The organism is Streptomyces sp. 2A115, assembly GCF_052245575.1.
GTDB lineage: Bacteria > Actinomycetota > Actinomycetes > Streptomycetales > Streptomycetaceae > Streptomyces.
Genome location: NZ_JBQQCG010000042.1, coordinates 25875 through 47222 on the forward strand (window position 1 = coordinate 25875; position 21348 = coordinate 47222).

22 protein-coding genes are annotated in these 21348 nt (G+C 70.4%); 12 read left to right on the forward strand and 10 right to left on the reverse strand.

Annotated elements, in window-relative coordinates; all coding sequences use genetic code 11:
• Nucleotides 1-87 precede the first annotated feature (87 nt).
• Together ACTWQR_RS31060 and ACTWQR_RS31065 are read left to right on the forward strand one after the other, a co-directional pair.
• Nucleotides 88-1098, forward strand: a complete 1011-nt coding sequence (locus ACTWQR_RS31060) for an EamA family transporter (RefSeq protein WP_443230522.1) — start codon at nt 88-90, stop codon at nt 1096-1098.
• A gap of 219 nt (nt 1099-1317) precedes the next feature.
• Nucleotides 1318-2286 carry a DMT family transporter gene (locus ACTWQR_RS31065; RefSeq protein WP_443230523.1) on the forward strand — a complete coding sequence of 323 codons (969 nt, stop codon included), beginning with the start codon at nt 1318-1320 and terminating at the stop codon, nt 2284-2286.
• Nucleotides 2287-2359: 73 nt separating this feature from the next.
• On the opposite strand, the gene ACTWQR_RS31070 is transcribed toward ACTWQR_RS31065, so the two are convergent.
• Nucleotides 2360-3037, reverse strand: coding sequence for a pyridoxamine 5'-phosphate oxidase family protein (locus ACTWQR_RS31070; protein ID WP_443230524.1), 678 nt, complete (start codon nt 3035-3037; stop codon nt 2360-2362).
• Nucleotides 3038-3176: 139 nt separating this feature from the next.
• Here ACTWQR_RS31070 and ACTWQR_RS31075 point away from each other — a divergent pair, with 139 nt between their 5' ends.
• A complete protein-coding gene (locus ACTWQR_RS31075) occupies nt 3177-4508 on the forward strand; it encodes an aminotransferase class I/II-fold pyridoxal phosphate-dependent enzyme (protein ID WP_443230525.1) in 1332 nt (443 codons plus the stop codon).
• A 1-nt stretch (nt 4509) separates the two neighbouring features.
• Here the strand turns inward: ACTWQR_RS31075 and ACTWQR_RS31080 are convergent, their stop codons facing one another.
• Nucleotides 4510-5544, reverse strand: coding sequence for a DMT family transporter (locus ACTWQR_RS31080; protein ID WP_443230526.1), 1035 nt, complete (start codon nt 5542-5544; stop codon nt 4510-4512).
• A 74-nt stretch (nt 5545-5618) separates the two neighbouring features.
• Between ACTWQR_RS31080 and ACTWQR_RS31085 the strand changes: the two genes are divergently transcribed.
• Nucleotides 5619-6521 (forward strand): LysR family transcriptional regulator, encoded by a 903-nt coding sequence (locus tag ACTWQR_RS31085; RefSeq protein WP_443230527.1) that lies wholly within the window; start codon nt 5619-5621, stop codon nt 6519-6521.
• Nucleotides 6522-6548: 27 nt separating this feature from the next.
• Here ACTWQR_RS31085 and ACTWQR_RS31090 read toward each other — a convergent pair whose 3' ends face one another.
• Complete coding sequence (locus ACTWQR_RS31090) at nt 6549-7016, reverse strand: pyridoxamine 5'-phosphate oxidase family protein (protein WP_443230528.1); 468 nt, start codon at nt 7014-7016, stop codon at nt 6549-6551.
• A 205-nt stretch (nt 7017-7221) separates the two neighbouring features.
• Between ACTWQR_RS31090 and ACTWQR_RS31095 the strand changes: the two genes are divergently transcribed.
• Nucleotides 7222-7866 (forward strand): cysteine hydrolase, encoded by a 645-nt coding sequence (locus tag ACTWQR_RS31095; protein WP_443230529.1) that lies wholly within the window; start codon nt 7222-7224, stop codon nt 7864-7866.
• Here the strand turns inward: ACTWQR_RS31095 and ACTWQR_RS31100 are convergent.
• From ACTWQR_RS31100 to ACTWQR_RS31110, 3 genes are all read right to left on the reverse strand, one after another.
• Nucleotides 7859-8317 (reverse strand): Rieske (2Fe-2S) protein, encoded by a 459-nt coding sequence (locus ACTWQR_RS31100; protein WP_443230530.1) that lies wholly within the window; start codon nt 8315-8317, stop codon nt 7859-7861. The two genes, ACTWQR_RS31095 and ACTWQR_RS31100, sit on opposite strands and share 8 nt — an antisense overlap.
• A 98-nt stretch (nt 8318-8415) precedes the next feature.
• Nucleotides 8416-8538: a hypothetical protein gene (locus ACTWQR_RS31105; protein WP_443230531.1), complete on the reverse strand. Its 123-nt coding sequence runs from the start codon at nt 8536-8538 to the stop codon at nt 8416-8418.
• Between the two features lie 367 nt (nt 8539-8905).
• Nucleotides 8906-9424, reverse strand: a complete 519-nt coding sequence (locus ACTWQR_RS31110; RefSeq protein ID WP_443230532.1) for a PaaX family transcriptional regulator C-terminal domain-containing protein — start codon at nt 9422-9424, stop codon at nt 8906-8908.
• Between the two features lie 299 nt (nt 9425-9723).
• Between ACTWQR_RS31110 and ACTWQR_RS31115 the strand changes: the two genes are divergently transcribed.
• The 7 genes from ACTWQR_RS31115 (at nt 9724) to ACTWQR_RS31145 (ending at nt 16073) form a co-directional block, all read left to right on the forward strand.
• Nucleotides 9724-10488, forward strand: a complete 765-nt coding sequence (locus tag ACTWQR_RS31115; RefSeq protein ID WP_443230533.1) for a HipA family kinase — start codon at nt 9724-9726, stop codon at nt 10486-10488.
• Nucleotides 10485-10877 (forward strand): DUF3037 domain-containing protein, encoded by a 393-nt coding sequence (locus tag ACTWQR_RS31120; protein WP_443230534.1) that lies wholly within the window; start codon nt 10485-10487, stop codon nt 10875-10877. The genes ACTWQR_RS31115 and ACTWQR_RS31120 overlap by 4 nt, the downstream gene beginning before the upstream one ends.
• A gap of 186 nt (nt 10878-11063) precedes the next feature.
• Nucleotides 11064-11825, forward strand: coding sequence for a 3-oxoacyl-ACP reductase FabG (gene fabG, locus ACTWQR_RS31125; RefSeq protein ID WP_443230535.1), 762 nt, complete (start codon nt 11064-11066; stop codon nt 11823-11825).
• A gap of 17 nt (nt 11826-11842) precedes the next feature.
• Entirely contained in the window at nt 11843-12601 is a 759-nt protein-coding gene (locus ACTWQR_RS31130) for an SDR family oxidoreductase (protein WP_443230536.1), read from the forward strand.
• Nucleotides 12602-12807: 206 nt separating this feature from the next.
• Complete coding sequence (locus ACTWQR_RS31135; protein ID WP_443230537.1) at nt 12808-14388, forward strand: ABC transporter substrate-binding protein; 1581 nt, start codon at nt 12808-12810, stop codon at nt 14386-14388.
• 131 nt (nt 14389-14519) lie between these two features.
• Nucleotides 14520-15203, forward strand: coding sequence for a uracil-DNA glycosylase (locus tag ACTWQR_RS31140; RefSeq protein WP_443230538.1), 684 nt, complete (start codon nt 14520-14522; stop codon nt 15201-15203).
• 306 nt (nt 15204-15509) lie between these two features.
• Nucleotides 15510-16073, forward strand: a complete 564-nt coding sequence (locus ACTWQR_RS31145) for a hypothetical protein (RefSeq protein ID WP_443230586.1) — start codon at nt 15510-15512, stop codon at nt 16071-16073.
• A 190-nt stretch (nt 16074-16263) separates the two neighbouring features.
• Here the strand turns inward: ACTWQR_RS31145 and ACTWQR_RS31150 are convergent, their stop codons facing one another.
• The 4 genes from ACTWQR_RS31150 to ACTWQR_RS31165 all read right to left on the reverse strand — a co-directional run bounded on the left by ACTWQR_RS31150 (nt 16264) and on the right by ACTWQR_RS31165 (nt 21337).
• Nucleotides 16264-17814, reverse strand: coding sequence for a PstS family phosphate ABC transporter substrate-binding protein (locus ACTWQR_RS31150; RefSeq protein ID WP_443230539.1), 1551 nt, complete (start codon nt 17812-17814; stop codon nt 16264-16266).
• 159 nt (nt 17815-17973) lie between these two features.
• On the reverse strand, nt 17974-20184 hold the full coding sequence (locus ACTWQR_RS31155; RefSeq protein ID WP_443230540.1) for a serine/threonine-protein kinase: 2211 nt from the start codon (nt 20182-20184) through the stop codon (nt 17974-17976).
• Nucleotides 20185-20261: 77 nt separating this feature from the next.
• On the reverse strand, nt 20262-20738 hold the full coding sequence (locus ACTWQR_RS31160) for a MarR family winged helix-turn-helix transcriptional regulator (RefSeq protein ID WP_443230541.1): 477 nt from the start codon (nt 20736-20738) through the stop codon (nt 20262-20264).
• Entirely contained in the window at nt 20735-21337 is a 603-nt protein-coding gene (locus tag ACTWQR_RS31165) for a DJ-1/PfpI family protein (protein WP_443230542.1), read from the reverse strand. The genes ACTWQR_RS31160 and ACTWQR_RS31165 overlap by 4 nt, the downstream gene beginning before the upstream one ends.
• Between the last annotated feature and the right edge of the window lie 11 nt (nt 21338-21348).

The following is a 21348-nucleotide window of genomic DNA, read 5'->3' on the forward strand; positions in this document are numbered from 1 at the left end:
TCCCGGTGTGTGTCTCGGCACTCGGCGCGTCCAGTCGTTGAGACAGGTGCCATTGGGTGTGACGCTCATGTCATCGCCTGTCATCATGTGGCGGTGCATACGTCTGAGAGCAGTCAGGGCAGGCGGGGGAGGGGCGTCGGGCTGGGCCTCGCGCTCGTGTCGGCGGTCGCCTTCGGGGGATCCGGTGTCGCGGCGAAGCCGTTGATCGAGGCGGGGCTCGACCCTCTTCACGTGGTGTGGCTGCGCGTCACGGGTGCCGCGCTGGTGATGCTCCCGCTGGCCGTGCGGCACCGGGGGCTGCTGCGCGAGCGTCCCGCGCTGCTCGCGGGGTTCGGACTCCTCGCCGTGGCCGGTGTGCAGGCCTGTTACTTCGCCGCGATCTCCCGGATCCCCGTCGGGGTCGCGCTGCTCGTCGAGTACCTGGCGCCGGCGCTGGTGCTCGGCTGGGTGCGGTTCGTGCAACGGCGGCCGGTCACCCGAGCCGCCGCCCTCGGGGTCGTACTCGCCGTCGGCGGTCTCGCCTGCGTCGTCGAGGTGTGGTCGGGGCTGAGTTTCGACGCCCTCGGCCTGCTGCTCGCACTCGGCGCCGCCTGCTGCCAGGTCGGCTACTTCGTCCTGTCCGACCACGGCGGCGACGCGGGCGAGGAGGCCCCGGACCCGCTCGGCGTCATCGCGTACGGACTGCTTGTCGGCGCGCTCGTCCTGACGGTCGTCGCGCGGCCGTGGGGGATGGACTGGTCGGTCCTCGGCGGCAGTGCGGACATGGACGGTACGTCCGTCGCGGCCTCGCTGCTGCTGGGCTGGATCGTGCTGATCGCGACCGTCATCGCCTATGTGACCGGCGTGGTGGCCGTGCGCAGGCTCTCGCCGCCGGTGGCCGGTGTCGTGGCCTGTCTCGAAGCGGTCATCGCGACCGTGCTGGCCTGGGTCCTGCTCGGTGAGCACCTGTCGATGCCGCAGATCGTCGGCGGTGCGGTGGTTCTGTTCGGTGCGTTCATCGCGCAGTCTTCGACGCCGGCCAAGGCCGCACGGGCACCGGTGGCGAGCGGCGGGGACGACGCCGAAAAGGAATTGTCGGCGCGGGGCAGCGCCGCCTAGGCTGCCGATCATGCATTCTGACGCACTCGTTCTTCCGCCGCCGGCCGCCTGAGGCGGGCCCTCCGGAATCCCCGCCCGGCCACTGGCCGGGCGGAACGGTGCTGCCCGCAGATGAAGTCCGAGGACCTTCCGCGCTGACGTGCCCTGTGCCCCGTAGGCACGACGCACGAGCGCGACGCGGTCCTTCACCGAACTTCTGCGTATCTGCGGAGAGAACACGTGTCGAATGCTGCTTCCGGCCTGCCCATCGGGCGAGGCCTCCTCTATCTGACCGTCGCCGGCGCCGCCTGGGGCACCGCGGGCGCGGTCGCCTCGCTCGTCTACCGGGCGAGCGACATGGGCCCCGTCGCCCTGTCCTTCTGGCGCTGTGCCGGGGGACTGGTCCTGCTGCTCGCCGTCCGGCCGCTGCGGCGCCGGTCACGCTCCACCGAACGACCCCGCCTGCCCCTTCGTACGCGCCTGCTGCGGACCGGCGTCACGGGCCTCGGGCTCGCCGTGTTCCAGACCGCGTACTTCGCCGCCGTCGAAGCCACCGGACTCGCCGTGGCCACCGTCGTCACCCTCGGCGCCGGTCCTGTTTTCATCGCGCTCGGGGCGCGGTTGACCATGGGGGAGCGGCTCGGGCGGGGCGGATTCGCCGCTGTCGCCGGGGCGCTCGCCGGGCTCGCGGTGCTGGTGCTGGGCAGCGGGGACGCGACGGTCAGGCCATGGGGCGTCCTGCTCGCGATCGTGTCCGCCGCCGGGTACTCCGTGATGACGCTCCTGACCCGGTGGTGGGGGCGCGACGGCGACGTCGACGTGTCCTCCACCACCGTGGGAGCGTTCGCCGTCACGACCCTGTGCCTGCTGCCGTTCGGCCTCGCCGAGGGGCTGGTGCCGCACACCGCCGCACCCGCCCAGGTCATCGCTTTGTTGGCGTACATCGCGGCGGTACCGACGGCCCTCGCCTACGCCCTGTACTTCGCGGGCGCCGCTGTCGTCCGCTCGGCCACCGTCTCCGTGATCATGCTCCTGGAACCGGTGAGCGCGGCGGTGCTGGCCGTCGGGCTGCTCGGCGAGCGGCTCACCGCGGCGACGGTCGCGGGCACGTCGCTGATGCTCGGGTCGGTCGCGGGGCTCGCGTTCGCGGAGACGAGGGGCGCGGGGGCCGCGGGGCGGGCGCCTGAGGAAGCGTCGGCGTTGCTCTGAACGAGCTTCTGCTACCGGCCGTGTGGGCTCCACCTTCGTAGGGCCCACACGGCCGGTCACTCCTGACAGAGCATCAGAGCGCAGCCAGGTAGTCGGGGAGCTCGATGCCGGGGGCCAGGTCGTCGGCGGGGAGCGGGGGGCCGTATCCCTTGCGGAGTGGGAGGACTCCGGTCCAGTGCGGCAAACCGAGGTCCTCGGGATCGTCGTTCGGGCCGCCGGTGCGCAGCTTGGCGGAGACCTCCGCGAGGTTCAGGCGGAGTACGGCGGTGGCGGCCAACTCCTTGGCGTTGGCGGGCCGGGAGTCGTGGGAGCGGCCGGGCACCACGTGGTCGACCAGCGAGTCAAGGGCTTCCCGCTTCTCGTCCGGGTCCGTCACCTGGTGGGCGACGCCGTGCACCACTACGGAGCGGTAGTTGATCGAGTGGTGAAAGGCCGAGCGGGCCAGCACCAGGCCGTCGACGTGTGTGACGGTGAGGCAGACCGGCAGGCCCGGGTCGGCCTGGCCCGCCATACGCAACGGGCGCGAACCCGTCGAGCCGTGCACATAGAGGCGCTCGCCGACCCGGCCGTACAGCGTGGGCAGCACGACCGGCGCCCCCTCGCGGACGAAGCCCAAGTGGCAGACATACCCCTCGTCGAGGATCGAGTGCACCATCTCGTGGTCGTATGCGGCGCGATTCGCGGAGCGGGTGGGGACGGTGCGGTCGGTCGGGGTGTAGGTGGCGGGGTGCGGGGCGGCCGTCTCCGTCATGTGGCTCTCCAGGTCTCCGTTGCCAATTGACATCTGTTCTCGCAGGTACGCCGTTGTCATCCGCTCTGGCGTGTACGCCGCGCGCCTGACTCCGTGCTCGCCTTGCGCAGCAGCATTGCACTAGTGCATACTCTGCTTTGTGCTAGGAGAGTATCGGATCGAGGGAAAGCGCGCAGCCGAGATTGCGGCCGCCGTCGAGCGGGCGGTGGGCGCGGGGGAGCTGGGCCCCGGACAACTACTGCCGCCCATGCGGGAGTTGGCGGTCCAGCTGGGCGTGAATCCCAATACCGTCGCGGCCGCCTATCGCACGCTGCGAGAGCGCGGGGTCATCGAGACCGCGGGTCGGCGCGGCAGCCGCGTACGGCCCAAGCCCGTGACGACGGCCCGTGAGCTGTCGCGTCCGGACGTACCTCCCGGCGTGCGGAACCTGTCCGACGGCAATCCGGATCCGGCCCTGCTGCCCGCGCTCGCTGAGGCGTTCGCGGAGGCCGCGGCGTACGCGGACCGCGAGCCGGTGCTCTACGGAGAGGCCGCCGTGGAGCCGGAGTTGGCGCGGATCGCCCGCGCGGCCCTGGACGCGGACGGCGTGCCGGACGGGCCGGTCGTGGTCACCTCCGGATCGCTCGACGCCATTGAGCGCGTGCTGGCCGCCCACCTCAGGCCCGGAGACGCGGTCGCCGTCGAGGACCCGGGCTGGCACAGTGTGCTCGATCTCGTGCCGGCGCTCGGGCTGCGGACGGTCCCGGTCGGCGTCGATGACGAAGGGCCGCTGACCGACGACGTACGAGCCGCCCTGGAAGCGGGGGCGCGCGCCCTGATCGTCACCGACCGCGCGCAGAACCCGACCGGCGCCGCGGTGAGCGCCACGCGTGCGCGTGCGCTGCGTTCTGTGCTCGAGGCGTACCCGGAGACCCTGCTCATCGAGGACGACCACGGTCATCGCATCGTCGATGTGCCCATCCACCCGCTGGCCGGCGTCACCCGGCACTGGGCCTTCACCCGCTCGGTCGCCAAGGCGTACGGGCCCGACCTGCGGCTCGCCGTGCTCACCGGCGACTCCGTCACCGTGGATCGCGTCCAGGGGCGGCAGCGGCTGGGGCCGGGCTGGGTGAGCCGGCTGCTGCAACGGGCCGTTGTGCGGCTGTGGTCGAGCGATGCGTTGGACTCGCGGGCTGTGGCGGCGGCGTACGGGCGGCGGCGGAACGCGCTGATCGGTGCGCTCGCTGAGCGTGGCATCGCGGCGCACGGGCGCAGCGGGATGAACGTGTGGGTGCCCGTCCCGGACGAGACCGGGGCCGTCGCGCGGCTGCTGCACTCCGGCTGGGCCGTCGCCCCGGGTGCCCGTTTCCGGATGAGCGCGCCGCCCGGGCTGCGGATCACCGTATCCACGCTCGAACCGCACGAGGTCGGGGCGGTGGCGGACGCGGTCGCCTCGGCTGTCGGGCCGGCGCCTGGGCGGCGTTACGTATGACTCACGTCTGAGTCCGGGCGCGGCGACGCGCGGTGCCTGGGCGGGGTTGCGTCGATGCCTTGGGGCTTGACTGGGCCGATGCCTTGGGCCTGGACTGGGTGAGTGCCGCTCCCGCCAGCACGATGACCGCGCCCACCGGCGTCGACCAGGTCAGCGATTCGCCGAGGATCGCCACGCCCGCGGCCGTGGCGATGACCGGGATGAAATACGTGACCATCTGGGCCGTCGTCGGACCGACCTCGGCGACCAGGCCGTACTGGACGAGCATGGCGACGCCCGTGCCCAGCGTGCCGAGCGCGATGATCGCGAGCAGCGGCATGACCGCGAGGCGGGTCGGCAGCGTGGTGAACAGAGGTGTGACCACGGCCAACTGGGCGGTGGCCAGCAGCAGTTGAGCACCGCTCAGTGACAGGTTCGAGTGGCTGGAGCCGGCCAGTGTGCGGCGGACGTAGATCCAGCCGATCGGGTAGCTGAGCGAGGCCAGCAGCGCCATCGCCGTGCCCGCCGCATCCTGGCCGTTGAAGCCCTGCCAGGCGCCCAGGACGGTCAGTACCCCGAGGAAGCCGATGCCGAGACCGGCGACTCGACGCCGGGTGGGCCGGTCCTCCGAGAGGGCGACCAGCGACAGGGCCATGCCCCACAGCGGCGAGGTCGCGTTGCATATCCCCGCCAGGGTGGACGGGATCGTCAGCTCGGCGTACGCGAACAGCGACCACGGCAGGGAGTTGATCAAGAACGCCGCGACCGTGAGATGCGCCCAGGTCCGGGCCCCGCGTGGCAGGCGCTCCCGTTTCCAGACCATCACGACCGCGAGCACCAGGGTCCCGAACACCAGCCGCCCGAGCGTCACTTGGAAGGGCGCGTACCCCTCCGTGCCGACCTTGATCAGTAGGAAACTGAAGCCCCAGATCAGTGTCAGGACGCCGAAGCGGACGCGCCAGTCGCGGGCGGGGTGACGGCGCGGTGTGGCGGAGACGGGCGGTGCGGCGGAGAGATGCGGGGTCGGAGGGGTGCGGGATTCGGTGACGGCTCTCATACGGACCACGATGACGGAGATGATCTCGTAGCACAAGCGAGATTTTTCGCCCGGTATCTCGTAGGATTGCTTACATGTTGAACCTGGAGCGCCTGCGCACCCTCGACGCCCTCGCCCGGCACGGCTCCGTCAGTGGGGCGGCCGAGGGGCTGCATGTGACGACCTCGGCCGTGTCCCAGCAGATGTCCAAGCTGGAGCGGGAGGTGGGGCAGCAACTGCTCGCCAAGAACGGGCGCGGGGTGCGGCTCACCGACGCGGGACGGCTGCTCGCCGAGCATGCCGCGCGCATTCTGTCCCAGGTCGAGCTCGCCCAGTCCGATCTGGAGGCGCAGCGCGGCCAGGTGGTCGGGGAGCTGCGGATCTCGGCGTTCCCCACCGCCGCCCGCGGGCTCTTTCCCGCCGCGCTCGCCGCGCTGCGTGCGGAGCACCCCGCACTGCGGGTCCGCTCGCGGGAGCTGGAGCCCGAGGAGAGTGTCGCCGGGGTGATCCGCGGTGACCTCGACGTGGCGGTCGTCCTCGACTGGTACAACAAGCCGATGACCGTGCCCGAGGGCCTCGTCAAGGCTTCGCTCCTCGACGACCCCGCGGATGTGGCGATGCCCGCCGGTCATCCGCTCGCCGACCGTGCCTCGGTGGACCTCGAAGACTTCGCCGAGGACGAGTGGGTCACGTGGGGCGAGGGCGAGTTCTGCCACGAGTGGCTGATGTTCACGCTTCGTGCGAAGGGGATCGAGCCGGTGATCGCCCACCGCGCGGAGGAGCACCATACGCAGCTCGCGCTGGTCGGAGCGGGGCTCGGCGTGTGCGTCGCGCCCCGGCTCGGGCGCGATCCGATGCCGGCCGGCGTGCGCACCGTGCCGGTGCGGCATCGCGTCAGCAGGCACGTGTACGCGGTGTGGCGCGCGGACGCGGACCGCCGACCGTCGATCCGGGCGGCGGTGGAGGCATTGCGGTCGGCGGGGACGGGCGTCGAGTAGTACTCGTCGGATGGCGGTGCGTGGCTCTTACAGTGAAGCCAGCTTGCGGAAGTCCCAGGAAGCCACGGACTCCGGCGTAAGCCGCATCCACGCGTGTCGCCCGTCGTGCGGCATCTCGGCCAGGCTGAAGTTCTTGCGGGCGAACAGCCGCTCCACGGCGTCGAGTTCGGGGCTCGGCTCGCCCGTACGAGGAGCCTCGCCGACGAACTCGACGGTGCCTGACAACTCGACGCCCCGCAGCTCGCCGTACTCCTCGCCCGAGTCGACCACCACGGCGACCCGTGGATCGCGCCGCAGGTCGGCCCAGCGCTTGCTGCGGGTGATCGAGTACAGCCAGAGCGACATGCCGTCCCAGGCGAACCAGAGGGTGCTGACATGCGGGGCGCCATCGGCCGAGACGGTCGCGACGCGGCAGGTGCGCTGGGTGGTGAGGAACTCGTCCAGCTCGCCGGGTGTCATCATGATCCTTCGGCCCCGGCGCTGAGTGACGGCCATACGGTTTCCCTCTTCTCTGAGGCAGCGTCAGGAAAGCATGGGCCGTCTTCCGTCCACGCGCAATGGTGGCTACGCTCGCCCTCCCCCGCTCCCGGAATCTCCCCACTCCCGACTTCGCTCGAGCGAGGGACTCCCATGGGCGGGGGACTCCATCGCCGACCAGGTCCCGACAAAGGCCCGCGGGCCGCCCGCGACAGGGGGAGCCATGCCGTCGTACGAAGAGCTCAGCGCACTCCTCGACCCCGCGACCACCGTCCTGCTGACCGTCGAGTGTCAGCAGGGAGTCGTCGGCCCGGACAGCGCGCTGCCCGAACTCGCGAAGGAGGCCCGTGCGTCGGGTGCCCTCGCCCATGTCGCCCGCCTCGTCGCCGCGGCCCACGACAGCGGCGTACAGGTCATCCACGCGGTCGCCGAGCGCCGCCCCGACGGCCGGGGCGCCAACCGCAACGCGCGGCTCTTCCGCGCGGCGGAACGCCTGCCGGTGCGGCAGCTGACGGGGACGACCGCGGTACGGGTGGCGTCGCCCATCGAGGTCGCGGACGAGGATCTCGTCGTACGCAGATTGCACGGGCTGTCGCCCATCGCGGGTACCGATGTCGACGCGCTGCTGCGCAACCTCGGCTGCCGCACGCTGATCGTGACCGGCGTGTCGGCCAATGTGGCGATACCCAACGCCGTCTTCGACGCCGTGAACCGCGGCTACACCGCCGTCGTCCCCAGGGACGCCATCGCGGGGGTGCCCTCCGACTACACCCCCGCGATGATCCGCAACACGCTCGCCCTGGTGGCCACCGTCACCACCACGGACGAGGTGCTGGCCTGTTTCAAGCGTCCGCTCAAGATCACATGAGCATGATCGAGTCTCCGTCGACCATGACCTTCGCAGCGGTCAGCCCACTGGTCGCGGGCCCCTTCTCGACGCTGCCGTCCGTGACGCTGAACTGGCTGCCGTGGGCGGGGCAGGTGATGAGGCCGTTGTCCACACTGTTCACCTTCTGCTTCTGGTGCGGACATGTCGTGGAGAAGGCCTTGAACTCGCCGGCGGTCGGCTGCGTGACGACCACGGACTGGTCGGCGAAGACCTTGCCGCCGCCCTCCGGTATGTCGCTGGTCTTGGCCAGCGCTTCGCCGCTGGAGGATCCGGAGGAGCTGGAAGAATCGGAGGAGCCGGAGGAGCCGGACGAACTGTCGTCGGAGCCCCCGCACGCGGTCAGCGTGGCGGCGATACCGGCCCCGCCGAGCGCCGCCAAGAGGGTGCGACGGCAGAGCGCCGGCGCAGGCTGAACTGATTCGCTGGACATGTGGCGGTCCCTTCCACAGATGTGCAGATGTGCTTTTGCGCAGACGTGCTTTGATCCAACAAGGGGTACGGGTATTTGAGCCGCGTAGTTCAGGTGGTTCAGGAGCTCAGCGACTTCTTGATGAAATCGAGATCCAGCCGGAGCAGGGTGTCCATCACGCCTTCCTGCGTGACCAGATGGGTCGCGCCGGGCGCCGGTTCGCCGTCCCGCAGCACGGTCACCGTCTGCCCGTCCAGGGTCCTCTGTCCAGCACGACGGTGTCGCCCCCGACCGCGGCGGTGTGCCCGCCCGGCTCGTCGGTCAGCCGCACGAAGCCGCCCTCCGGGTCGTACGACCAGACGTGGGCCTCGGTCGGCTCCTCGCTCGCCGAGAAAGAAGAGCCGCTCGCCCGTCACACCGAGCAGGGCTTGAGATTGCCCGTTGCGGATCCTGAGCGAGGTCGCCGGTTGTCGGCGTACACCTCCGAACGCGCACCGATTGGTACGGATCAAAGTGCGCAACGTCTATCCGGTGCGCGTCTGCCCCAAGAGCGGGTGGTCTCTCGGTGCCTTCCCCCAACAGGCATGACCTGCGCCGTCTGGTGCCTCTTCAGGGCGTGGTCCGGTCTGCTGCTTCTCGGGTGATGTCGGCGTAGAGGGTGATGTCGGCGTAAGGACGGAAGAGCGTCGGCCGGGCTTCGCCGGGGTCGCGTTCGGACAGGGCCGCCCAGCATCGGGCGATGAGCTCCCTGGCCCGGGTACCGGGCCAGGGTCGGGGCAGGAGCTGAGGCGGCGGCAGCGGGTCGGGCTCCATGGCACGGGTGAGTTCGGCCGCCAGCTCGACAGCGATCGTGAGCAGTTCGGAGGGGGAGAGTCCGGCAGAGCCGGTGAGCCGGTCGAGGCGGGGCCGGGCGATGCGGCTGAGGTGGTGACAGCGGTCGGCGATCTCCTGCAGGCCTCGATGACCAGGCTTCCGACGCCGCGGCCGCGCACGTCCGGGGCGACGGCGATGCCGTCCATGACGAGCTGTCCGGGGGCCGGGTGGCGTTCGAACAGGGCGAGGAGCGGGAGGCGGTGCTCGGGCACTTGGAAGTGGCAGTGGGAGGCGGCGCCGAAGGATGGGTTCCATGCGCTGTGGCACTCCGCTGCCTCGGTCATGCCGGAGGTGGGGAGTCCGTGGTGACCTTGGCGCGGTGGCTCGGGCATTCCTCACAGGCGATCACCCTCGGTTACTATGCTCACTTCATGCCGGAGGCCGGGAGTGAGGGGCGCACCGTCATTGACGGGATGCTCGGGAGGCAGGGAACGCGGCATGCCAGTCGAAACTCCCCAGACTCTCCCCGTGGCTGATCGCGGCAGACTCCCTGGAGCGGCGTGTCTGGAGTTGATCGTGGATTGTAAGGCTGAAGACTCGGATGGCCTGGGAAAATGTTGACTGGTGTCAGTGTGACCCGCTACATCACGCCCTTGCGCGAGGGCGGCTCGCTGCCGGGGCTCGTCGAGGCCGACGATCTCGGAACGTACGTCATGAAGTTCACCGGCGCGGGACAGGGGCGCAAGACCCTCGTCGCGGAGGTCGTCTGCGGTGAACTCGCCCGTCGCCTGGGCCTGCGCGTGCCCGGCCTTGTCACGATCGGACTCGATCCGGTCATCGGGCTCGGCGAACCGGACCAGGAAGTACAGGAGTTGCTCAAGTCGAGCGGCGGGCTGAACCTCGGGATGGACTTCCTCTCCCGGGCGATCGGATTCGACGCTCTCGCGCACCGGGTGAGCCCGGAAGAAGCCGGGAAGGTCGTCTGGTTCGACGCGCTGGTCAACAACGTCGACCGATCGTGGCGAAACCCCAACATGCTGGTCCGGCAAGGCGATCTGTGGCTCATCGACCACGGCGCCACCATGATCTGGCACCACAACTGGCCCGGGGTGCAGGCCTCCGCGGCCAAGCCCTACGACGCCTCCGACCACGCCCTCGCACCCTTCGGCCCGGACATCGCCTCCGCCGCCGCTGAGTTGGCGCCGCTGGTCACCGAGGAACTGCTCGCCGAGGTGACGGCCGCGATCCCCGAGGTGTGGCTGGCGGAAGAGCCGGGGTTCGACTCGGCCGACGCGCTCAGGCGCGCGTACGCCCAGCCGTTGCTGGCACGCGCCGCGACCATTCACAAGCGCATCCGTATCGAGGAGGGGACCAAGTGAGCGAGCGCGACGGCCGCGACGTCTACGAGTACGCGCTGCTGCGCGTCGTGCCGCGCGTCGAGCGGGGGGAGTGCTTCAACGCGGGCGTGCTCGTGTACTGCCGCGCGAAGTCCTTCGTGGCCGCGCGCACGCATCTCGACGAGGCGAAGCTGCGGGCCCTCGACCCGGCGGCGGACTCGGCCGGTGTGCGGGCCGCGCTGCGTGCCGTCGAGGGTGTCTGCGCCGGGGGCGAGGCCGCCGGGCAGGCCGCGCACGACGACGCCGGCCGGCGCTTCCGCTGGCTGATCGCGCCCCGCTCGACGGTCGTCCAGCCGGGTCCCGTGCACACCGGTCTCACCGCGGACCCCGAGGCCGAGGCGGAACGGCTGCTCGACCTGCTGGTCAGGTAATGGGTCACACGTACGGGGCATGTCGTTGACACTGGGTGCCAGGGCTTCTAGCGTCACGTCTGCCTCAGGTACTAAGCGGTCGCTCACTAGCGGGGGCGTACTGTGCGGGCCGCAGGCTTTCCAGGCTTCCGCAAGGTTGCCGAGACAGGTTTCCAAGGGTCTTTCCAAGGGCGAGGAGAACCAGCAATGTCCACCACTGAGCAGCGCGTAGCCGTAGTCACCGGTGCCGCGCGCGGCATCGGCGCCGCGACCGCCGTACGACTGGCAGCCGAGGGCCGCGCCGTCGCGGTGATCGACCTCGACGAGTCCGCGTGCAAGGACACCGTGGAGAAGATCACCGCCGCCGGTGGCAAGGCGATCGCGGTGGGCTGCGACGTCTCCGACGAGGCGCAGGTCGAGGCCGCCGTGACGCGGATCGCCGAGGAGCTCGGGGCCCCGACGATCCTGGTGAACAACGCGGGCGTCCTCCGCGACAACCTGCTGTTCAAGATGAGCGCGTCCGACTGGGACACGGTCATGAACGTGCATCTGCGCGGCTCCTTCCTGATGACGCGCGCCGTCCAGAAGTACATGGTGGACGCCAAGTTCGGCCGCGTCGTCAACCTCTCCTCGTCCTCGGCGCTCGGCAACCGCGGCCAGGTCAACTACTCGGCGGCCAAGGCAGGTCTGCAGGGCTTCACCAAGACGCTCGCGTTCGAGCTCGGCAAGTTCGGCGTCACCGCGAACGCCGTCGCACCCGGCTTCATCGTCACCGACATGACCGCCGCCACCGCCGAGCGGGTCGGCATGGGCTTCGAGGAGTTCCAGGCCGCGGCCGCCACCCAGATCCCGGTCCAGCGCGTCGGCAACCCGGACGACATCGCCAACGCGATCGCGTTCTTCACGGGCGACGCCGCCGGATTCGTCTCCGGCCAGGTGCTGTACGTGGCCGGCGGACCGCTCAACTAGGGCCGGGAGACAGGGACATGACCACTGTGGAACTCTCGGGCAAGGTCGCCCTCGTCACCGGCGCCAGCCGCGGCATCGGATACGGAGTCGCCGAGGCACTGCTGGCTCGCGGCGACCGTGTGTGCATCACGGGCCGCAACGAGGACGCGCTCAAGGAGGCCGTCGAGAACCTCGGCGCCGACCGGGTCATCGGCGTCGCGGGCAAGGCCCACGACGAGGCCCACCAGGCCATCGCCGTCGAACGCACCATGGAGGCCTTCGGCCGCGTCGACTTCCTGGTCAACAACGCCGGCACGAACCCGGTGTTCGGACCGATCGCCGACCTCGACCTCAACGTGGCACGCAAGGTCTTCGAGACCAACGTCGTCTCGGCGCTCGGCTTCGCCCAGCGGACCTGGCACGCGTGGCAGAAGGACAACGGCGGCGCGATCGTCAACATCTCCTCCGTCGCCGGCGTCTCGGCCTCACCGTTCATCGGCGCGTACGGCATCAGCAAGGCCGCCATGATCAACCTGACGCTGCAGCTGGCGCACGAGTTCGCGCCCAAGGTGCGGGTCAACTCGATCGCGCCCGCGGTCGTCAAGACCCAGTTCGCGAAGGCCCTGTACGAGGGCCGCGAGGCGGAGGCGGCATCGGCCTACCCGCTCGGCCGGCTCGGCGTGCCCTCGGACATCGGCGGCGCCGCCGCGTTCCTCACCTCGGAGCAGTCGGACTGGGTCACCGGCCAGACGCTCGTCGTCGACGGCGGCATCTTCCTCAACGCCGGAGTCGGCTGACGGAGGTGGCGGAAGGCGCCCGGGCGGCCCTGGCCGAAACCGTGCGGGCGCCCTCTGGTGAGGGATGCGCGAAGGAAGGACACCGTTCTGACACCGTACGGACATATTCGCTGATCAACGGCCCCGCCAGGGTGAAGACTCATCCGGCCGGGCGCTGCGGTATGGTCTGGCCACCCTTGTGGTAGGGCCGATCGAGGAGCGTGCACGTGTTCAAGCGGGACAGATACCTGCGTCACCTGGGGGCGACCACGTCCATAGCCCTGGTCGCCGGATGCGGTCTCTTCTCCTCGGACTCCTCCGACGGCGGGAAGTCGATCGTCGTGGGAACGACCAGTGAGCCCAGCACCCTGGATCCGGCGGCCTCCTGGGACAACTCGTGGGAGTTGTTCCGCAACGTCCACCAAACCCTGCTGAACCTTCCCGCCGGCGCGTCCCGGCCCGAGCCCGACGCGGCCGAGAGCTGTGAGTTCACCGACGGCTCGAGCGAGGTGTACAGCTGCACACTGCGTGAGGGCCTGAAGTTCTCCGACGGACACAAGCTGGACGCGAAGGCCGTCAAGTACTCCTTCGACCGGATCAAGAAGATCAACGTCAACGGCGGCCCCGCCGGCCTGCTGACCAGCCTCTCCCGGGTCGAGGCGAAGAGCGACCGCGAGGTCGTCTTCCACCTGAACCAGCCCGACGCGACGTTCCCCTTCGTGATCTCCACGCCCGCCATGTCGATCGTGGACCCCGATGAGTACCCCGCGAACGCGCTTCGCAAGGACGGCAAGGTCTCCGGCTCGGGGCCGTACAGCCTGGAGTCCTACGAGGCGGGCAAGCAGGCCGAGCTCGTCAAGAACGACAACTACAAGGGCATCGCGGACCGCAAGAACAGCGCCGTCACCATCCGCTACTTCAAGGGGTCGGCCGAGGTTGCCGACGCTCTGAGGGCCAAGGAGATCGACGTCATCTACCGCGGTCTCCGCGCCTCGGACATCGTGGACATCCAGGACAACGGTGAGAAGCTGGGGCTCCAACTCCTCGAGAACCCCACCACCGAGATCAGTTACCTGGTGTTCAACCCCAAGGACCCGTGGTCCAAGAAGCCCGCGGTCCGCAAGGCGATCGCCCAGATCGTCGACCGTCCGGCGCTCGCCCACAACATCTACAAGGACACCGTCGAGCCGCTGTATTCCATGATCCCCAAGGGCCTGGTCGGCCACAGCACCGGCTTCTTCGACGACTTCGGGGAACCCAGCTCCTCCAAGGCGAAGCAGCTCCTCCTGGAGGACGGCATCACCGAGCGCGTCCCGCTCACCCTCTGGTACACGACCGACCGTTACGGCTCCCAGACCAAGCCGGCCTTCGAGGAGCTGAAGCGGCAGCTCGAGGCTTCCGACCTGTTCACCGTCAAGCTCAAGAGCCGCCCCTGGAAGAAGTACGTGGAGGGGTACCAGAAGGGCGAGTACCCGATCTTCGGGCGCGGCTGGTTCCCCGACTTCCCCGATGCCGACAACTTCATCGCGCCCTTCGTGGGCGAGCAGAACGCCCTCGGTACCCCGTACACGACGTCCGAGATCACCGATGAGCTGCTGCCCGCGTCGCGCCAGAAGAGCGACCGCGGGGCCGTGGCCGCGGAGTTCGAGGAGGCCCAGCAGATCCTCGTGGACGACGCCCGGCTGCTGCCGCTGTGGCAGGGCAAGCAGCACGTGGCTGCGAACGAGGAGATCGGCGGTGCCGAGCTGGCCATCGACCCGGCGACGATGATGACGATGTGGGAGCTGTACCGGAAGACCAGCTGGTAGCCCCGCCTTCGGATCCGGTTGTCAGTGGGCGCCTGTAGGTTCTGTGCTCTGAGGGTGGCCGCGCCTCGCGTGGCCACCCATGGCCGCACGCGCTGCGGCCGTGAAGTGAGCGCACACCGGAGGAAGTTGACGTGACCGACACCGCCATGCTGCCCGAGTCCTGGCGCGGCGTCCTGGGCGACGAGCTGCAGAAGCCCTACTTCAAGGAGCTCACCGAGTTCGTCGAGGAGGAGCGCGCGAAGGGGCCCGTCTACCCGCCGCGCGAAGAGGTCTTCGCCGCGCTCGACGCGACGCCGTACGAGAGCGTGAAGGTGCTCGTCCTCGGCCAGGACCCGTACCACGGTGAGGGCCAGGGCCATGGCCTGTGCTTCTCGGTCCGCCCCGGTGTGAAGACGCCGCCCTCGCTGCGCAACATCTACAAGGAGATGAAGGAGGAGCTCGGCCACCCCGTGCCGGACAACGGCTATCTGATGCCGTGGGCCGAACAGGGTGTCCTGTTGCTCAACGCGGTGCTGACGGTCCGTGGCGGCGAGGCCAACTCGCACAAGGGCAAGGGCTGGGAGAAGTTCACGGACGCGGTGATCCGGGCCGTGGCGGAGCGGCCCGACCCGGCGGTCTTCGTGCTGTGGGGCAACTACGCGCAGAAGAAGCTCCCGCTCATCGATGAGGCGCGGCACATCGTGGTGAAGGGCGCGCACCCCTCGCCGCTGTCCGCGAAGAAGTTCTTCGGCTCGCGTCCCTTCACGCGGATCAACGAGGCGGTCGCCAAGCAGGGTCACGATCCGATCGACTGGCGGATCCCGGACCTGGGCTGAGGCGGAGTCCGCGGGGCGGGTGCGGCGGTGTCCCGGGCCCGGGCTTGTCGTGGCTCGGGGCCAGGCCTTGTGCGAGTGAGGGCTGCTGGTCCGTGAGCCGTCCGCGCTGTGTGCGTCGTACGCGTCGTCTGCGTGCTCTGCGTGGTCCGTGTTGTCCACGCCGTCCGTCACTGGCCTGGCTCAGTGACAGTGGCCCGTGGGGCCGCCTGAGGTCGATTGTCAGTGCCTGCCGTTAGCGTCGGAGGGTGACATGGCAACGGTCGGCGCGTGGGCGGTGGCCGGCGGACGAGCGCGGAGGACGACCCGGTGGCGGAGCAGCAGGAGCAGGCGGCGGCGGACGCGATGATGACCAGGATCGGACAGGTCGTCATGCTGCACCGCGGGGGTGACCGCGAAGAGGCCCGCGACCGTTTCCTCGACCTGTGGGCGGAGATCGGCGAGGACGGCGACCCGCTGCACCGCTGTACGTTGGCGCACTACATGGCCGACACGCAGGACGACCCCTCCGACGAACTCGCCTGGGATCTGCGAGCCCTGTCGGCCGCAGAGGAACTCAGCGACGACCGTGTCGCCGAGCACCACCAGTCGCTCGCGGTGCGCGCCTTCTATCCCTCCCTGCATCTGAACCTCGCCGCCGACTATGTGAAGCTCGGCCGTTCCGAGGCCGCCCGCAGCCATCTGTCCCGGGCGCGTGGTTCCGTGGACGTCCTCGGGGACGACGACTACGGGGACGGGATCCGCGCGGGGATCGGCCGACTGGAACTCCGACTCGAGGAGGAGGGCCTGTCGGGAGGGGCGCCCGAACCGGCTCCGGGGCGGGGGAAGGGGCCGGGTGGGGAGACGCTGGGGCCGCCGCGACGCAGGCCGTAGGGGGCGGGTGGGTTGAGCGGAGGACTTTCACCCCCGCCGCCCCTACCCGTCCCATCCCTGGGGGCTGCCGCCCCCAGACCCCCGCTTATCGGCCTGAACGGGCCTCGTCCTCAAACGCCGGACGGGCTGGTTGTGCCTGCACTGGGCTGGAAGGTTCAGCGGGCGACGGCGCCACGTAAGCCCAAAGGCGTCACTCCTTGCCGCAGAGCTTCAGCACCTCCGACGCCGAGCACGGCAGATGGCCGTGGGCCCGGATCACGGTCTCGCTGGTGCCCTGGCCGACGTAGGCGAGGAAGCTGGCGGCGAGGGAGCCTACGGGCGGGCGGTGGTAGGTGTAGGCGTACTCGGCTCCGCGGTACGGGTAGTCGCTCCTGCCGTACTCGATGTCCTCGACGGAGGCATCGGCGCCGTCGAGGACCACCCGGCGCAGGCCCTGGTGGCCGGTGGCGAGGTTGAGTTCGCTGTAACCGATGGCTCCGGGTATCTCGGCCACCTTGTCCAACACCTTTTCGGTGGAGCCGAGTTCACAGCGCATGACGGGGGCGGACCGGTCGTCCTTGCGGACGCAGTCCAGTGACGTGCTGGAGACCCGTTCCCAGCTCCCCAGCACCCGCCGCTGGAAGATCTGTCGCGTGCCGGAGTCGGCGTTCCGGCTGACGAGGACGACGGGCAGGTCGGGAAGCCTGTCGTCAAGCTGCTTCCAGCGCGTGATCTCACCGCGGTAGATGCGGCGTACGTCGTCCAGGGAGAGCCCCCGCTCGAGATCGATGTCGTCGTTGACGACGAGCGTGAAGACGGACAGCGCGATCCGGCGCCCCGACAGTTCGGGAGGACCACCGACCGTGGGGCCGTCGGAGAACGCGATCACGGACGGGGAGCCGGAGTCCTTCTCCGACTGGGCGCCCAGGGCGGCGAGTTCATCGACGCCGCCCGCGCTGCCGCGCGCGTCCACCGTGATGTCGGAGCCCTCGCAGTCCTTCTCGTACTCCTTCGCCAGCTCCCGTATCACGGGTGCGAAGGCGGTCGAGCCGGTGATCTTCAGCGTCCCCCGCTCGCAGCCGATCGGCGACTGGGTGTCGTCGCGGGCGACCACGAGGACCGCGAGCGCGACGACGCACAGCGTGAGCAGCCCGGTGATCAGCCGTGAGGCACGGCTGAACAGGGGCGGCTTCTCGTCCGGCGTCGCACTGCGGTTGGGGTGCACCTCGCCGTCCCGGATGCCGCCGATGAGCCGTATCCCGCTGCCCACGTCGCCGCCCGACAGCAGCACGAGCACCTTGAAGTGCTCGCCTCGGTTGAGCGGCACGCGCGGGATGCACAGCACGCCGTCCTCGTACCTGAGTCCGTTCGACGGGGTGAAGTGGTCCATGAGGTGGTGCGTGCCGGACGGCTGCGTGACCGAGACACCACGGATCGTGCGGTCCGCGAACACGGCGGTCAGGCCGTGCAGTTCACGTCCCGTGTAGTCCATGTCGGCGATGCTCTGCGAGCCGTCGTTCTCGATGCGGAGGAGGACGAGGGTCGCGTCGGCCATTCCCGGGGCCTCGTCGAACAGTCCGAGCCGTACGTTCGCTCTGCCGAGACGGACGTCGTCCCCTATCGGGTTGTCCATCTGTACGCGGTAGCCGATGCGTTTGCGGCGCGGGACCCGGCGCTCGTACCAGACCATGATTCCCGAGGCCACGATGCCGACGAACGCCGTGCCCACGGCGACGACGTTCTCTGCGCTCAGCCACTCCACGGCCACTCCACTGGGTGCCCCCGACCACTCCCGGAGTTCGACGGTTCGCACACTGTACGGGCGGGCTGGAGTCAACTCCGGTGGCGACAGGGGAAGTTCAGCAGCTGTTCAGGGAGTTGTTTCAGGAGGCTGTTCAGACGGTTGGACAGGGCGAGCGGGTCAGCCCTGTTTGGTGTAGGTCAGCTCGTCGCCGTTGCTCGTGTTCACGCGGCGGAGGCGGCCGTCCGGGAGGATGGTCAGTTCCGAGGCGGCGCCCGGGGTACAGGACGTGGCCGGTTCGCCGACGGTGACCTCGGACGGGCCGATCCGTAGCGGGCCGCCGGCGGCCGGGGCCTCGGCCAACTCCGCCCGGAACACGCAGTGGTACGTACCGTCGCCCGCCGGGCCGTCCGCTGTGAGCGCGAGCACCGTGTCGCCCACCTCGCCCTGCTGGATGGTGAGTCGGCGGGTGTTGCGGCCCGTGTCGTTGTCGATGGACCCGCTCCACGTGCCGAGGTACTCGGTGGGTACCGCCCCGTCCTCCGGCGTCTCCTCCTGCGTGGTCGACGGCTGGGTCGTGGGGTCCTGGGTGGCGGAGCCCTCGGTCGTGGGCGCGTCGGCCGTCGGGGACGCGGTGGGATCGCCGCCCGCGCGGTTGTTTCCGTCCCCGTTCATCAGCGTGAAAACGGACGCGCCCGCGGCGAGCGCGACGATCAGGGCCACCACGATCAGGACGGCCGTGGATCGGCCGCTCCTTCGCGAGGGCTCGTGGAGCGGGGCGGCTCCCGGCCCGTACGGGGGTGTTGGGCCGTAGGGGGGAGTCGAGCCCGGCGCCGGTGCGTACCCGCTCGGTGGCGGCGGCCCGGACCAGGCACCGGGCTGCTGCGGGTAGCCGTAGGCGGCGGGCTGGGGGTGCTGTTGCGGGATGGTCGGCGGAGGTGTTCGGGGCCCGCCCGTGATCACCGTGGGGAGGTGGTCGAAGGGGGCACCGCCCGGAGTGCCCGGCGGGGGCGGGGCGGAGTCGTCGGGGGCGGGGGCGTGTTCGGGGGACGCTTCGGGGGCGGGAGTGGGAATGGCAGTAGGGGTGGTGGGGGTGAAAGTGAGGCTCGGGGGCCATACGGGGCTTGCCGGGGCGGCCGGAGCGGCCGGAGCGGAGGCAGGGGTGACCGGGGCGCCCTGGGCATCCGCGGAGCCGGACGCACCGGAGGAGCCCCGGCCGCCCACCGCACCCGGGGCGCCCTGACCAGCCGGAGAACCCCCAGCGGCCACAGCACCTGGGGAGCCCGAGCCGCTCGTCGCACCGGGCGTACCCGTAACACCTGAAGCAGCAGAGGAGCCCGATGAGCCCGAGGAAGCCGATGAAGCCGATGGATCTGAAGCGCCCAGCGCACCCGAAACGCCCAGCGCACCCGAAGAACCCCGAGAACCCGACTTGCCCACCTCAGGACCCCGCGCCTCCGGATCCCTCACCTCCGGATCCTCCGTATCCAGCAACCGCACCGCGTGCCGCCCCAGTTGGGCCACCAGCATCCCCGGCAGCCACGGATCACGGCTGCGCCCGTCCGCGACCGTGTCCTCCGCGCCCGTGCGCTGCAGGATGTCGTCGAGGGAGGGACGGGCCGCGGGGTCCTTGCGCAGGCACTGCCGGACGAGATCGGCGATGCCCTCCGGAACACCCTCCAGGTCCGGATCCTCCTGGGCGATGCGGAACATCAGGGCGTGCACGCCGCTGTTGGTCGTACCGAACGGGAGGTCGCCCGTGGCCGCGTACGACAGGACCGAGCCGAGACAGAACACGTCGCACGCGGGCGTGACGCGGTCGCCGCGGACCTGCTCGGGGGCCATGAAGCCGGGCGAGCCGACGAGCGCGCCGGCGCGGGTGAGGCCGCCGTCGGTCACCGTCTCCAGGGCGCGGGCGATGCCGAAGTCGATGACGCGCGGGCCGTCGATCGTGACGAGGACGTTGGAGGGCTTGAGGTCGCGGTGGATCAGCCCGGCGGCATGGATGTCCTTCAGCGCGTGCGCGAGCCCGGCGGCGAGGATCCGTACGGAACGCTCCGGCAGCGCACCGTGGTCGTGCCCGACGACCGCCTCGAGCGAGGGCCCGGCGACGTAGCCCGTGGCGACCCAGGGAATGGCCGCCTCGGTGTCCGCGTCCAGCACCGGCGCCGTCCAGTACCCGCCCACCCGCCGGGCGGCCTGGACCTCCTGCCGGAAGCGCGCGCGGAACTCCTCCTGCTCGGCGAGCTCCTGCCGCACCAGCTTGACCGCGACGGTCCGCCCGCGGTCCGAACGCGCCAGGTACACCCGGCCCATACCGCCCGCGCCCAGCCGCGCCAGCAGTCTGTACGCGCCGATCCTCTGCGGATCCCCCGGCCCCAGCTGCTCCATGTCCGCGCCGCCCTCCCCCGTACGTGTGCGACAGACCGAGGATAGTGCGGGGGAATGGGGAGGTGGCCTGGCGGTCTCTACGATTCCGTAACAGGGCCGTCCTCGTCGGCGAGGGTCTCCATCACGGTGCTGAGCCGCTCCAACACACGTACGGTCTCGGCGAAATCGGTCTCCCCGAGGGCTCCCGCGAGTCGGTCCGCGAAGGCCGCGTGCCCGGGGCCGATCTTCTCGATGGCCGCGCGTCCGTCCTCCGTGGGCCGGAGCAGCTTGGCGCGGCGGTGGGCGGGGTTGGGCGCGTACTCGGCGAGCCCTCGCTCCACCAGCAGATCGGCGATCCGCTGCACGCTCTGCCGCGTGATGCCCATGACGCGGGCTATCCCGGAGACGGGCAGCGGCTCCTTCAGTACGGCTCCGAGGACCTGCCACCAGGCAGCGGTGAGCCCGGACGGCTTGGCCAACTCCTCGGCCACGCCCATGAATTGACCGTTCAACCGGAAGACGCCGAGTGCGCTGCGGCTGAACAGGTCCTGGTGCCGCCCGCTCCCCGAACTCACTGCCCGGCCGCCTCGAGGACCGCGTACGCCTCCGCGTCCGAGTCGTGGAACAGCCGGTACCAGGCGTCCAGCACCTCTGCCTCGTACACGCCGAGCAGCCCGAACACCTCCCGCGCGAACGCGACGGGTTCGGTGGGCCCCGCGGTGATCAGCTTCCCGTCCGTCACGGCGTCGGCGTCGACGTAGCGCTCGCCGCCCTTGTAGCCGGTGGCCGCGAGGTAGAAGGACACGGCGCTGGTGTGCGCCCGGTCGTCGAGCAGGCCCTCACGGGCGAGCCCGGCCGTGCCTCCGCAGATCGCGGCCACGGGCACGTCGGCGTCCAGGAACTCCCGCGCCTTGCGGGCGAAGGGCGCGAGCTCGTCGCTCGTGTCCCAGAGATCGGCTCCCGGCAGGATCAGCAGCGCACTGTCCTCGGGGCGTACGTCGTCGAGCGCGGCGTCGGGCTGGATGCGCAGCCCGCCGACGGACTTCACGGGAGCGAGGGACGCGCCCACCGTCCGGATCTCGTACCCGGCTCGGGCGAGGTACGCGGTGGTGTGACCGGTCTCCCAGTCGGCGAGGGTGTCGTAGACGGCGAGGTACACGGGCTTGTGGGTCATGGCTCCTCCTT

What these genes read in the sequence shown, in the direction of transcription:
- fabG (WP_443230535.1), top strand. Translation starts at nt 11,064, where the DNA reads ATGTCCACCACTGAGCAGCGCGTAGCCGTAGTCACCGGTGCCGCGCGC.
- ACTWQR_RS31110 (WP_443230532.1), bottom strand. Translation starts at nt 9,424, where the DNA reads ATGGAACCCATCCTTCGGCGCCGCCTCCCACTGCCACTTCCAAGTGCC.
- ACTWQR_RS31085 (WP_443230527.1), top strand. Translation starts at nt 5,619, where the DNA reads ATGTTGAACCTGGAGCGCCTGCGCACCCTCGACGCCCTCGCCCGGCAC.
- ACTWQR_RS31165 (WP_443230542.1), bottom strand. Translation starts at nt 21,337, where the DNA reads ATGACCCACAAGCCCGTGTACCTCGCCGTCTACGACACCCTCGCCGAC.
- ACTWQR_RS31155 (WP_443230540.1), bottom strand. Translation starts at nt 20,184, where the DNA reads ATGGAGCAGCTGGGGCCGGGGGATCCGCAGAGGATCGGCGCGTACAGA.
- ACTWQR_RS31130 (WP_443230536.1), top strand. Translation starts at nt 11,843, where the DNA reads ATGACCACTGTGGAACTCTCGGGCAAGGTCGCCCTCGTCACCGGCGCC.
- ACTWQR_RS31115 (WP_443230533.1), top strand. Translation starts at nt 9,724, where the DNA reads ATGTTGACTGGTGTCAGTGTGACCCGCTACATCACGCCCTTGCGCGAG.
- ACTWQR_RS31100 (WP_443230530.1), bottom strand. Translation starts at nt 8,317, where the DNA reads ATGTCCAGCGAATCAGTTCAGCCTGCGCCGGCGCTCTGCCGTCGCACC.
- ACTWQR_RS31095 (WP_443230529.1), top strand. Translation starts at nt 7,222, where the DNA reads ATGCCGTCGTACGAAGAGCTCAGCGCACTCCTCGACCCCGCGACCACC.
- ACTWQR_RS31080 (WP_443230526.1), bottom strand. Translation starts at nt 5,544, where the DNA reads ATGAGAGCCGTCACCGAATCCCGCACCCCTCCGACCCCGCATCTCTCC.
- ACTWQR_RS31090 (WP_443230528.1), bottom strand. Translation starts at nt 7,016, where the DNA reads ATGGCCGTCACTCAGCGCCGGGGCCGAAGGATCATGATGACACCCGGC.
- ACTWQR_RS31070 (WP_443230524.1), bottom strand. Translation starts at nt 3,037, where the DNA reads ATGACGGAGACGGCCGCCCCGCACCCCGCCACCTACACCCCGACCGAC.